Origin of the sequence: Pseudomonas sp. JV449 (assembly GCF_032424295.1) — a bacterium.
GTDB lineage: Bacteria > Pseudomonadota > Gammaproteobacteria > Pseudomonadales > Pseudomonadaceae > Aquipseudomonas > Aquipseudomonas marginalis.
The window spans coordinates 429,632-441,778 of the sequence record NZ_VYKD01000019.1; the positions used below are offsets into that span (position 1 = coordinate 429,632).

General features: G+C 63.4%; 9 protein-coding genes. 5 read left to right on the forward strand and 4 right to left on the reverse strand.

Annotated features, from left to right (window positions below; genetic code table 11):
* Positions 1-68: 68 nt before the first annotated feature.
* On the forward strand, positions 69-746 hold the full coding sequence (locus F6S08_RS19625; protein ID WP_065948439.1) for a sterol desaturase family protein: 678 nt from the start codon (positions 69-71) through the stop codon (positions 744-746).
* Complete coding sequence (locus tag F6S08_RS19630; protein WP_065948440.1) at positions 743-1,840, forward strand: SMP-30/gluconolactonase/LRE family protein; 1,098 nt, start codon at positions 743-745, stop codon at positions 1,838-1,840. The genes F6S08_RS19625 and F6S08_RS19630 overlap by 4 nt, the downstream gene beginning before the upstream one ends.
* A gap of 60 nt (positions 1,841-1,900) precedes the next feature.
* Here the strand turns inward: F6S08_RS19630 and F6S08_RS19635 are convergent, their stop codons facing one another.
* The 4 genes from F6S08_RS19635 to F6S08_RS19655 form a co-directional block, all read right to left on the reverse strand.
* Complete coding sequence (locus F6S08_RS19635) at positions 1,901-3,412, reverse strand: hypothetical protein (RefSeq protein WP_315872192.1); 1,512 nt, start codon at positions 3,410-3,412, stop codon at positions 1,901-1,903.
* A gap of 113 nt (positions 3,413-3,525) precedes the next feature.
* Entirely contained in the window at positions 3,526-4,617 is a 1,092-nt protein-coding gene (locus F6S08_RS19640; RefSeq protein ID WP_315872221.1) for a lipocalin-like domain-containing protein, read from the reverse strand.
* Between the two features lie 76 nt (positions 4,618-4,693).
* On the reverse strand, positions 4,694-7,156 hold the full coding sequence (locus tag F6S08_RS19650; RefSeq protein WP_315872193.1) for an ABC transporter permease: 2,463 nt from the start codon (positions 7,154-7,156) through the stop codon (positions 4,694-4,696).
* A complete protein-coding gene (locus F6S08_RS19655) occupies positions 7,153-7,812 on the reverse strand; it encodes an ABC transporter ATP-binding protein (protein ID WP_315872194.1) in 660 nt (219 codons plus the stop codon). The genes F6S08_RS19650 and F6S08_RS19655 overlap by 4 nt, the downstream gene beginning before the upstream one ends.
* 274 nt (positions 7,813-8,086) lie before the next feature.
* On the opposite strand from F6S08_RS19655, the gene F6S08_RS19660 reads away from it, so the two are divergent.
* The 3 genes from F6S08_RS19660 to F6S08_RS19670 all read left to right on the forward strand — a co-directional run bounded on the left by F6S08_RS19660 (position 8,087) and on the right by F6S08_RS19670 (position 12,123).
* Positions 8,087-8,761 carry a histidine phosphatase family protein gene (locus F6S08_RS19660; RefSeq protein WP_065923764.1) on the forward strand — a complete coding sequence of 225 codons (675 nt, stop codon included), beginning with the start codon at positions 8,087-8,089 and terminating at the stop codon, positions 8,759-8,761.
* A gap of 186 nt (positions 8,762-8,947) precedes the next feature.
* Entirely contained in the window at positions 8,948-10,603 is a 1,656-nt protein-coding gene (arnT, locus tag F6S08_RS19665) for a lipid IV(A) 4-amino-4-deoxy-L-arabinosyltransferase (protein WP_315872195.1), read from the forward strand.
* On the forward strand, positions 10,603-12,123 hold the full coding sequence (locus tag F6S08_RS19670) for an ArnT family glycosyltransferase (RefSeq protein ID WP_315872196.1): 1,521 nt from the start codon (positions 10,603-10,605) through the stop codon (positions 12,121-12,123). Before arnT ends, F6S08_RS19670 begins: the two co-directional genes overlap by 1 nt.
* Positions 12,124-12,147: the final 24 nt, after the last annotated feature.

A 12,147-nucleotide genomic window follows, 5' to 3' on the forward strand; every position in this document is an offset into this window, starting at 1 on the left:
GCAAAACTCGCAGATTCCCGTGTACCAACTAAGCTCAGTCTCCAACAAAAAAACCTGAGCAGCCCGCCATGGTCCATCCCACCGAGACGTTTCGCAGCCGCTACCGCGCCGAGGTCAGCCCCCATTACAACCCCTGGCTGCACGCCGGCTTTGTGCTCGGCTATGGCGTGTGCTGCATCGGCCTGGCCGGGGCCTCCACCCACCGAGTTACGCCGTTCGAGTGGCTGACCGTGCCGCTGACCCTGGTGCTCTTCAACCTCTGTATCTACCTGGTGCATCGCCACCTCGGCCATCACAAGCACGCCTTGGCCCGCCTGTTCTATGCGCGCCACACCGGTGATCACCACAGCTTCTTTACCCCCGGCCACATGACCTACGACAGCCCGCGAGACTGGCGCGTCATTCTCTTCCCGGCGTGGCTGATCGTGCTGCACAGCCTGGTCATCACCCTCCCCGCCTGGTGGTTGCTCCAGCACCTGAACGCCAATGTCGCCGGGCTGTTCGCCGGGAGCATGATCCTCGGTTACCTGCTCTACGAAGTGTTCCACGCCTGCGAGCACTTGCCCGCCGACCACCCGCTGGCGCGCCTGCCGTGGATTCGCCAGATGCACCGACTGCACGCCCTGCATCACCGCCGCGAGCTGATGCAGGGGCGCAATTTCAATATCGTCCTCCCGCTGATGGATTACCTGTTCGGCACCCTGTACTGGGAACCGAACCCCAACGACAACCAGGAATCGTCATGAGTACCCGTCGAAAGAAAATGCGTCATCTGCTGTTTGTGCTGCTGCTGGCGGTGATCGCTTTCCTGCTGTTGATGCCGACCAAAGTGCAACCGGTGAACTGGGCTCCGCCCAAGGCGCCATCGATGAAGGAAGGTGCCTATGCCGACAACCAGCGCCTCAAGGCTGTGCAGAAAATCGGCGCCCAGGGCATCGCCGGCCCCGAGGCCTTGCTGCTCGATGCCCAGGGGCTTCTGATCAGCGGGCTGCATGACGGCCGCATCATCCGCACGTCGCCCGACAGCCCCACCCTGGAAGTACTGGCCAACACCGGTGGGCGGCCGCTGGGCATGGCACTGCACCCGGACGGGCGCTTGATCATTGCCGACGGGGTCAAGGGCTTGCTCGCGCTGGATCCCCAGCGCCAACTGACCGTCCTGAGCGCCAGCGCCAATGGCGTCCCCTTTGGCTTTACCAATGACGTGACCATCGATGCCGGCGGGCGCTATGCCTACTTCAGCGATGCTTCGAGCCGCTGGGGTTATGGCCAGGATGGCGAGGCGGTGATCGAGCATGGCGGCGATGGTCGCCTGCTGCGCTATGACTTTCGCAACGGCACCACCGAGGTGTTGCTGGACCAACTGCAATTCGCCAACGGCGTGGCCCTCGGCCCCGATGAAAATTACCTGCTGGTCAATGAAACCGGGGCGTATCGCATCAGCCGCTACTGGCTCAAGGGCGAACGTGCGGGCAACCACGACTTGTTTATCGACAACCTGCCCGGCCTGCCGGACAACCTCAGTTTCAACGGCCAGGACCGTTTCTGGGTAGCACTGTACTCACCGCGCAACCCGCTGCTGGACAGTTTTGCCGGTTACCCATTGCTGCGCAAGGTGATGGTGCGCGCGCTGATGGTGGTGCCCAAGCCCATTGAGCGCAAAGCCTTCGTGCTGGGGCTGGACACCGACGGCAAGGTCATCGCCAACTTGCAGGATGGCAGCGCCGGCAATTACTCGCCCATCACCACGGCCCGGGAATATGGCGACTGGCTGTACCTGGGCTCATTGAAGAATACGAGCATGGCGCGCTTGCCGTTGAAGCTGGCGTTGGCGCAATAACGCAAACAGGGCATACAGGCGCCTGGCCTGTATGCCCTGGGTACTACGGGTCACTCATGTTCAGCTCTTGGTGCTGCTCAGCAAGGTCTGTTTGCACAGGTGGCCGAAGCTGACGAACTCGGTGTTGTCACCACCGACGCCGATACCCGGGTATTCCAGTACTTCCATGCGCCACACGCCGTAGTTGAAGTCGGTACGCCAGGTGTTGTTGTAGCCCTGGGCATAGTCGACAAAGGTGGTCTGGAAATCACCGAAGCAGGTGCCCACGTTGATCGTGCCCGCCGCTTGGCCCGCACTGTCGGTCGCCGCCGAATACGCCTTGTAGACGATATCGCCGTTGGCCGGGTCGATCCGCTGGTCGAGATAGACGATCGGGTGCAGGCCCACCAGTGGTGCACCGGTGCTGTCCGACAGGCCCATGGTCCAGGTCAGGTCGCGATAGGCTTGGGTGGTCATGTAGCCGTAGCCCACGTCGGAAGCCGAATACGGAATGCGCAACACGTTCGCCTCGCCCTTCACATCCGGGCTGTTGACCCGCGGGTTGGAACCAAACGACAAGTTGTACTTGCCGGTCGCGCTCCACGGCTCGTTCGGGTGCTGGTTCGGCCGCACACGTACCTTGACCACGCCACCGACACCCGGGCTCGGGATCGAGGTCGACACGACGTTGGCCCCCACGGTGACCCACTGGGCGCCATCGAAACGCTCGAGGATCCACTTGTTGCGCGTGCTGCCACTGGTCGCATCGGCCGTCAGCGCAATACCCACACTCTGGCCACGGACGGCGGTGAAATCGAAGTAATCGACATCATCCAGGCTGTCGGCATTGCCGTTGATGTAGTTGAGGGTGTCCGGCAGTTGGAAGGCCGTGTCCGGGGTGTCATTGGGTTCGAACGCATCAAGGTTGGTATCGACCGCGACGCCGAACTGAAAGCTCGAGCCCTGGACCGCCGCGTTGGCCTCCATGAACCAGTAGTAATCGCCGGCCGGCACCACGCCGCCAAGGCTTTCATCGCCCGTGCCGGGGTTATTGGAGGTGCCCAGGGGCAGCGGATTGCCCTGGCCGTCGTCCTGGAACAGCGACAACGACATGTCGGTGCCTGCGGTCTGGTTGACCAGCAGAACATTGATCCGCGCCTTCTGCGGCAGGTTGAAGTGGTAGCACAGCAGGTCGCCGGTTTGCACGCCATCAATCGTATAGAGCGAGTTGATGTCCAGCGTCTGCTCACAGCCCTGGACCAGCGCAGCCTGCACGGCGGGCGCCGACTGGGCCGTGGCTTTTTGTACCTTGGCCACCCTGGCCGGCGCAGTGTTGTCTTCCACCACCGAGTCAGCCTTCGCCTTGGGGGCAAACAGGGTTTTCTTCTGCTGGGCACCCGCCAGCAATTGCTGTTTGAGGGCAGCCGTCGCCTTGTTGGCCTTGACCTTCGCAGCGCTTTTCAAGCCTTGCTTGACCGCAGGAGGCGCCGCTTGCGCAGCCAGGTGAGGGTATTGTTCAGCGAGGGCAAAGGTCGAGACAAAGCAGGTGGCCGCCATGGCCGCACCGAGCATAAAGGCTTTTTTCGATTTCATTTTTTATCCATCCATAGTTAAAAACTGAAGGTCAGGTGACATCCGGTCACCTGGGATGGAATCTAGCCAACAACTGTATGCATGTCCAGTATTTTTGTAGGAAATTTCTTCATCTAATACCCGGTCATCTCCAGGTACCCCACCCCACCCTCAAACCGCACCGGCCCTTCCCAGTACGGAATACTCAGGTTCATCCAGGCCTTGGGGTTGACGGCCTGGGTGGTGATATCCAGCTGCTTGCCGGGAATTTTCAGCGACCAGCGTGTGGGAATCTGGCGGCCGTCAATCGCCGTGGTGTCCAGCGGTGCCAGTTGGATGTCGGCGTTGTGCAGGGTCTGGGTGTGGCCTTCGCGGTCGATCCAGGTGCCGGTCAGGTAGGACGCGCCGTCGGTTTGCCGCACCCGAAACAGCATCAGTTGCTCGCCTCGGTCCAGGTGCAGGGAGAACCAGTCCCAGCCGGTCTGGCTGGCGGTCAGCGGTTGGCTGCTCCATTCGCGGTCGAGCCACGCAGGGCCGCTGACCTGATACGTCTTACCGTCGATGCTGACACTGCCCTCGGCGGTAAAAAAAGGTTGGCTGTAGTAGTACGACGCCTGGCCCTGATCGGATTTGCGGCTGTAGCCATGGTCGCCTTGCAACACCAATGGCCGGCTGGAGGTGAGGCGCAGGTCGTAGGCAAATTGCGCCCCGCTGGCCTTGAGTTGCATGTCCGCCAAGGCGCTCGCGGCGCCGGGCTGGCTGGCGAAATTCCAGTCGTCGATCCAGGCGTTGAACGGCGCGGCCTGCGCCCCGGCCTGGCCGACGCCGCCGCGGGCGAAGCGTTCGGCGGCGTAGTGGTGGGTGGCGGAGGTGACGGCGGCGTGGCCGAGCCATACGGTCGAGTCGTGCCAGCCCGCCTGCGTCGGCCCGGCCTTGAGGGCGTTGCGAAACAGCGTCCATTGCACGCCGAACACATTGCCCTGGGCGTCCTTGAGGTTGGCGGTGACGTACCACCACTCGATCCGAAAGCCGTCGTGGGGGCCGTGGTCCTCGGGAAAGCTGAAGACCTTGCCGGGCAGCACCTGGGCAAAGTCGGCCGCGTCACTGCCCAGGCCGGCGAAGCTTTCCGGCGGCGCAGGTTGTTGGTCGCACGCGCCTAACAGCAACAGAAGAAGCCCTGTAGGAGCGAGCTTGCTCGCGAAAAACGTCAACGATAACGCGGGCATTCCGGCTGCACGCGGCGCTCTCGGGTTTTTCGCGAGCAAGCTCGCTCCTACAGAGAGGACAGCCAGGAACAGGGGCTTAATCTTCATGGGCAAACGTCCTCAACAAATCCGCCGGACGGCTGCGGTACAGCTGCCACAGCGGCCAAGCCGACGCCAACAACGTGGCCAGCAGCGCCAGCCCCAGCAATTGTGCGAGCTGCCACGGGAACACTTGCAACGGCAGGCGCCAGCCAAAGGCCTGCACGTTGATCACCGCGTCCAGGCACCACGCCAGCAACAGGCCCAGCGGCAACGCCAGCAGCAACGTGAGCACCGCCAGCAGCCAGGTTTGCCCCAGGTTCAGCAGCATCAATTGCCTGCGCGTCACCCCCAATGCCCACAGCGGGGCGAGTTGGCCGAGGCGGCTCTGGCTCTGGGTCAGCAGGCTGATGAACAGTGCCACGCCGGCCACGCCCAGGGTCAGGCTGTTGAGCGCGGCGGTAGCGGCGAAGGTGCGCTCGAACACTTGGCTCGACCAGCCCTTGAGTTGCTGTTGATCGACGATACGGCTGTCTTCCAGGGCAAAGGCGCGCTGCACTTCAGCCACCAGCGGCGCCACGTTTTCCGGCAACAGCCGCAGGTTGAAACGCGCCGGTGCCAGTGTCGGCCAGCGGGCCAGCAGGTGCCGGGAATTGACCAGCACGTGGCCCTTGGGGTTGCCGTAATCGGCGTACACCCCCACCACGGTCGGCGACCACACACCCTGGGGCGTGGGAATGCTCACCGTATCACCCAGCGTCACCCCGAGCCGCCGCGCCAGCTGTTCGCTGAGCATCAGGGTCTCGCCTTGCTGCAACTGGTCCCACGGCGCGCTCGCCGCTTCCAACAACGGCCAGTGCTGGCGATAGGTCGGGTCGTCGACCACGCCAAACAGATCCGCCGGCCAGCCCTGCAATTGCACCGCGATCTGCCAGGTGGGCAACACGGTATGCACCAACGGTTGCTGCGCCAGCCAGGCGCTGAGTTGCTCTGCCTGGGCCGGGGTTTGCGGGTTGAGGTACAGCTCGGCGGTGAGGCGTTGCTCCAGCCAGTTGTTGAACGTGTGGCGAAAGCCTGAGGTCATGGAGCCCGCGCCGATATTCGCGGCCAGGGCCAACAGCAGCGCCATCAACGCCAGGCTCAGGGCCGGCAGTTGTTGACGGCAGTCAGCCAGGAACCACTGGCCGAGTACCGAACGGCTGCGCCCCAGCAGCGCCTCCAACAGGCCATTGAGCAGCACCGGCAAGCCCAGGGCGGCGCCGAGCAGCAAGGCCGCCATCAACACAAAGCCCGCCGCCAGGCTGTCGCCCAGCCATAACGCCAACAACGCGATCAGCAAGGCCGTAGCCGCGACCCAGCCCTGGCGCCGCAACCAGCGCCCATGGGCCTCGTGCCAGGCCTGGGCGTTGGCCAGCGCCAGCAACGGCAAACGCGCCGCGCGCCATAGGCTGCTGGCGCCGGCAAGCAAGGCGCCGAGCAGGCTCAAGCCCAACCCTGCCGCCCACCACCAGGGACTCAAGCTCAATTGGCCCGGCACCTCGGCGCCATACAAGCCACGCAGGCTGGCGGCCACATCCGGCAGCAACAGGCTGGCCAGCAGGTAACCGCTGGCGACGCCGAGCACGCCCCCCAACAGCGACAACGCCCCCAGCTCCACCCCCAGGCCGAGGATCAACATCCGCGCACTCACCCCACAGGCGCGCAAGGTGCGCAACAACCCGCGCCGCTGCTCCAGGGCCAGGCCAATGGCCGCGTGCACGATAAACAGCCCCACCACAAACGACAGGAAACCCAGCGCATCAAGGTTCAGGTGAAAGCTCTCGGTCAACCGTGCAAGGTTATTCTCCTCGCCCTCCTTGAGCTGCAGCCCGGCGGGCGGTGTGGGATGGCGAGCGGCGAAGGCCTTGTCCACCAGCAGGCGCGAGAGCTGGCCGGGCATCTCCAGCAGCGCCTGGGCAAACCCGATATCGGTGAGCAACAGGCCGGGCGCCATATCCGCCTGGACCTGCAACGGCGGCAGGCGCTGCCCATTCAGCGTGAGCGGTTGCTGGCCCTCACGCAGTCCCAGGGCCTGCAAGGTGTGCGGCGCAATCCAGGTAAGACCCGGCGGTTCAAAGAAGGCCAGCATCTGCGCCTGGCTCAGGCGCTGCCCCGCCACCGCGCCGCTGCCGGGCAACGACAATGGTTCGATGCCCATCAACTGCAGGCGTACGTCCTCATGCCCCTTGAGTTGCAGCCGCCCCTGCACCACCGGCGACACCGGCCACCCGGCACGACGCAGTTGGGCAAACAGCGTTTGCGCGAAACTGGTGGCGTCCGGCGCACTCAGGCTGGCCTGGGGTTCGCCGCCGATCAATTGGCTGGCGCGCGCGTAACTGTCGCGGGCCTGGCTGTTGAGGGCCTGCACCCCGGTCAGCAGCGCGGTGGCCAGCCACAGGCCGGTAAGTACGCTGAAAAACTGCACCGGATGCCGTCGCCAATGGCTGAGCAAGGCACGCAAGGTCCAGTAAAACACCCTCACGTCGGCATGACCTGTCCATGATGCAGCACCACTTGCCGGTCCAGTCGGGCGGCGATGCGTGGGCTGTGGGTCACCATCAACAGGCTGGTGGGACTGTCGCGCAGCAGGTCCAGCAGCAGTTGCAGGACCTCGTCGCTGGTGGCTTCGTCGAGGTTGCCGGTGGGCTCGTCGGCCAACAGCAAACCTGGGCGCGAGGCCAACGCCCGCCCGACCGCCACCCGTTGCTGCTGGCCGCCCGAGAGTTGTTCCGGATAGCGCTTGAGCAAGTCCCCCAGGCCCAGGCGTTCGACCAATTGCGCCTGCCACTGCGGATCAAAACGCCCCGCCAGGCGGGCCTGGAACGCCAGGTTGTCGTCGACGCGCAAGCTGCCGATCAGGTTGAACTGCTGGAACACCAGGCCAATCTCGGTACGCCGCCAGTGGGCCAGTTGCGCCTCGCTCATCCGGTCGAGGCGCTGCTCACCCACCTCTATGCTGCCGCCGTCCACCCGATCAAGCCCGGCAACCAGATGCAGCAGGGTGCTCTTGCCGCTGCCGGACTCACCCATCAACGCCAGGCTGCTGCGCGCCCCCAGGTGCAGGTCGATCCCCGCCAACACCGCCAACGGGCCTTGGGGGGTGGCGTAGCTTTTGAAGACACCTTGCACCTGCAACATGGCAACACTCGTTTGATGGCTGGCAATCGAGAATAACGGCTGAGGATCAAGGCCACGCAAATTTTTCACATGGTTTTCACCGGCCGCCCACCCACCGCACTTTAAATTGCCGGCCAAGCGTCACTCGTCGACAACTTATTAGTTGCCACGCCTGGCAACTTTTAACCGCAGCATGTTCAGCGAAAAGACAGCCACCCTGTGACAGCCTCGCGCTTCACTTCGGGCACTTGCCGACAAGTTGCGCCTAATTAATACAACACAGCCGATAGTGACCATGGTGAATGTAGTGGTTGACCTTACCCTGATTAAACCACGCTCGCGCCGAGCCTTTTTCAAGCGCCTCAAACCGCTTTGGCTCGGGCTTACGGTGGTCGCCGTGCTGCTCACTTGCGCGCTGTTCTGGCCGTCCTCCCCACGGGACCTCGGCGTGGGCAACCGCCTGCTGACGTCCCAGGTGCTGCCGCTGTGGCGCGACGGCGACCTGATCGTACTGGTGCGGCATGAAGAGCGCTGCGACCGTTCGAGCAACCCGTGCCTGGGCCCGGTGGAAGGCGTGACGATCAATGGCAGCCAACACGCCGAAAACCTGGGAAAAGCCTTTAAATCACTGGGCATGGACGGCACTGACGTACTCTCAAGCCCCGCCATTCGCACGGCTCAGACCTCGCGCTTCATGTTCGGCAAAACCGACATGACCTCCAGCGAACAAGCCGTCTGCGGCAAGGCCATGGGCGAAGAACTGCTCAGCCACAAACAGGCTGGACGCAACCTCGTATTCGTCACCCACAGCGGTTGCATCGCCGACTTTGAAACCGCCCTGGGCTTCCCCCACGCCAAGTTTTCCGAGTACGGCAGCGCGCTGTTCGTGCAGGTGCTGGCCAACGGCAAGTTCAAGGCCCTGGGCATCATGAAAAACCAGGACTGGCCTGCCGCGCTTAAACAAATCTAAGTCATTCCCTTCCCGCCGCCAGACTTATGTTCAGCAAAAAGACAGCCCTGTTCTGGCATGTTTAGTTGCGTCCTTAATTAAGGTCGTTATGACTATTTCCTGTTATTTAGTGAACGCCGTGACGACTTTCGCCATTACTTCATTAGTTGAAAAAAACACCATCGGACGTCAAGGAGCGACGTTTTCATGACTCGCCTGAAACCCCTGCCGGTACTCTTGCTGGCCTTCGTCGCGTTTTATCTGTTGCCACTGGGCCTGCACGGTTTGTGGATACCGGATGAAACCCGCTACGCCCAGATCAGCCAGGAGATGCTCCTGAGCGGCAACTGGGTGGCACCGCACTTCATGGGCATCCGCTATTTCGAAAAACCGGCCGCCGGTTACTGGCTGATCGCCCTGGGCCAGGCCGTGTTTGGCCAGAACCTGTTCGGTGTACGCATCGCCTCGGCCCTGACCACCGGCTTGAGTGTGCTGCTCGCTTACCTGATCGCCCGTCGCCTGTGGAACGACCCGCGCAAAAGCTTCGCCTGCGCCCTGCTCTACCTGAGCTTTGGCCTGGTGGCCGGGCAAGCGGGGTATTCCAACCTCGATCCGCCATTCACCTTGTGGGTCAACCTGAGCCTGGTGGCGCTGTGGTTTGCCCTCGACAGCAGCACCCTGCGCAGCCGCCTGGGCGCCTGGGCCGTGTTGGGATTTGCCTGTGCCATGGGGTTCATGACCAAGGGTTTCCTGGCGTGGGCGCTGCCGGTGCTGATCGCCGTGCCCTATATGCTCTGGCAGCGGCGCCTGGGCGAGTTGCTGCGGTATGGCCCGCTGGCCATCGGCGTGGCCGTGCTGGTGTGTTTGCCCTGGGTGCTGGCGATCCACACTCAGGAACCGGATTTCTGGCGCTTCTTTTTCTGGAATGAACACATCCGCCGCTTCAGCGCCGACAACGCGCAACACGTGCGACCCTGGTGGTTCTTCCTGCCGATCATGGCGGTGGCTTGCCTGCCGTGGGCCGGGCTGCTGCCCAACACCCTGCACCAGGCCTGGACAGAAAAGCGCCACCCGGCAATCGCCTTCCTGGCCCTGTGGTTGCTGCTGCCCCTGGGCTTGTTCAGCCTGAGCAACGGCAAGCTGCCGACCTACATCATGCCGTGCCTGCTGCCCCTGGCGTTGCTGATGGGGCATACCTTGAGCGAGCTGGTCAGCCAAGGCAGAACCCGAACCCTGCGCCTCAATGGCCTGTTCAACTTCGTGATCGGCATGGCCGCCATGGTCGGGCTGATCTACCTGCAAATCGCGAGGCCGCTCTACGGCAACAGCCATGCCGAGATGTTCAGCCTGTCGCTGGCCTTTATCGTGCTGCTGGGCTGGATCCTCACCAACCTGCTGCAAAGCTTTCGGCCGCTGACGTTGTGGGCAATGCCAGCCCTGGGCATCGGCCTGCTGGTGGTGCTGCTGCCGTCGAGCATGCCGGCCTACATCGCCGATAACGAAATGCCCGACCAATTTGTGCTGGAGCATGTGGATGAGTTGCAGCACACCCACGCGCTGCTGAGCAATGAACTGGAGAGCGCCAGCGCCTTGGCCTGGCGCCTGCAACGACCCGACGTGGCGCTGTATGACACCGAAGGCGAGTTGCGCTACGGCTTGCAGTACGCCGGTGCGGTCACACGCAAAGTGGAGCTGGAACAGCTTCAGGGCTGGCTCAAAGAGGCGCGCCAGCAAGGCTCGGTCGGCGTGCTGCTGCGGGTCAACAGCACCAGTGAAATGCGCGAGGCCGGGCAATTGCCGCCCGGAGGCAAACGCTATTACAAGGGCTCCCTGGAACTTATCCTCTACCCGCAGGCGCCATGATGCCGGGTTATCTCAAGACCGAACGCGGCGCCCTGCTGCTGTTGCTGGGCGTCTCGGCCCTGCTGCTGCTCACCGGCCTGGGTGCGCGTGACCTATGGGGCCCGGAAACCCGCTGGGCGAATATCGCCTTGCAGATGCTGCAGAGCGGTGACTATTTCGACCCATACCTCAAGGGCGGGCCGTATTACGACAAACCCCTGCCCTCCTACTGGCTGATCACCGGCGCGGCGCACCTGATGGGAGGCCTCGGGCCCTGGTCATTGCGCCTGCCGTCGGTGATCGGCGCGTGGCTGAGTGTGTGGCTGGTGTACCTGATTGGCGAACGCCTGTTCCGCAAGGGCACGGGGCTGATCGCCGGCTGGATGCTCGCCACCACCTTCTACTTCCTGTTCTGGGCCCGCGTGGCTACGGCGGATGAGCTCACCGTGTGCGGCGTGCTGGCAGCCGTCGCCTGGTATTGGCGCGGCCCAGACGACACGCGGCTGTGGCGCTATACGGTGTTTTTCCTGTTGCTGGCCCTGACGTCGTTGCTCAAGGGCCTGCTCGGCTTCGTGCTGCCCGGCCTGGTGCTGCTGCCGCACCTGCTCAGCGAACAGCGCTACAAGCGCCACCTCAATCTGCGCCTGCTGCTGGCCGTGCTGATCGCGGCCGCCGTGTATGCCGTGCCGTTCGTGCTGTCGCACTTGTACGGCGCACCGACCTATGGCGAGAGCGGCCTGGCGTTGGTGTTCCGGGAAAACGTGGTGCGCTTCTTCGACCCGTTCGACCATATGGGACCGATCTACACCTACCTGATCTACCTGCCCGCCTACACGTTGCCCTGGACCCCGTGCTGGCTGCTCGGCCTGTGGCTGGCCGTGCGGCACTGGCGCCACACCCCGCCCAACGTGCGCTGGCTGGTGTGGGGCCTGGGCCTGCTGTTTGTGTTCTTTACCGCCAGCGGCAGCCGGCGCAGCTACTACGTGTTGCCGCTGGTACCGTTCGCCCAATTGCTGGCGGCGTGGTGGCTGAGTGAGCGCGTGTTGAAAAAGCCCGCCAGCTGGCCGCGCTGGCAGAAGGGTCTGGGGATCGCTGCCACACTCATGCTGTTGATCCTCGGCGTGGCCTATCCCTGGTCCAACGGCAACGGCGGCGTGACCCGCTTCGCCGAGGATGTGCAAGCCGAGGCCGTGAAAAGCACGCCCTGGAACCAATGGCAGATGGTGCTGGTGGAAGTCGACAACAAGGTACCGATGTACCTGCAAAATGGCGGCAAGCCGTTCTACTACATCGCCGAGACCCAGGACTTTCCCCGCCAGGGCGACAGCGCCGCGTTCATGGCCTGGCTGGAAAAAACCAGCAGCCAGGCTTTCGACCCGCAGCGCACGATCATCGTCGCGCAGTTTTCCAAGGAGGATCCGACGCCGTTGGCATTCCTGGGGGCGGATCATCAGGTGATCACGACCCAGCCGGACAATGGCGAGCGGCTGTTTCACAAGCGTGAGGATGGGAGTGTGGCGTTTATCCCTGCGTCACGTTGATAGCTGCGCATCAGGTGTGCTTGC

Bases quoted from the DNA above. Each gene is read 5' to 3' on its own strand.
- F6S08_RS19640 (WP_315872221.1), bottom strand. From the start codon at position 4,617: ATGCCCGCGTTATCGTTGACGTTTTTCGCGAGCAAGCTCGCTCCTACA.
- F6S08_RS19625 (WP_065948439.1), top strand. From the start codon at position 69: ATGGTCCATCCCACCGAGACGTTTCGCAGCCGCTACCGCGCCGAGGTC.
- F6S08_RS19635 (WP_315872192.1), bottom strand. From the start codon at position 3,412: ATGAAATCGAAAAAAGCCTTTATGCTCGGTGCGGCCATGGCGGCCACC.
- F6S08_RS19655 (WP_315872194.1), bottom strand. From the start codon at position 7,812: ATGTTGCAGGTGCAAGGTGTCTTCAAAAGCTACGCCACCCCCCAAGGC.
- F6S08_RS19660 (WP_065923764.1), top strand. From the start codon at position 8,087: ATGGTGAATGTAGTGGTTGACCTTACCCTGATTAAACCACGCTCGCGC.
- F6S08_RS19630 (WP_065948440.1), top strand. From the start codon at position 743: ATGAGTACCCGTCGAAAGAAAATGCGTCATCTGCTGTTTGTGCTGCTG.
- arnT (WP_315872195.1), top strand. From the start codon at position 8,948: ATGACTCGCCTGAAACCCCTGCCGGTACTCTTGCTGGCCTTCGTCGCG.
- F6S08_RS19670 (WP_315872196.1), top strand. From the start codon at position 10,603: ATGCCGGGTTATCTCAAGACCGAACGCGGCGCCCTGCTGCTGTTGCTG.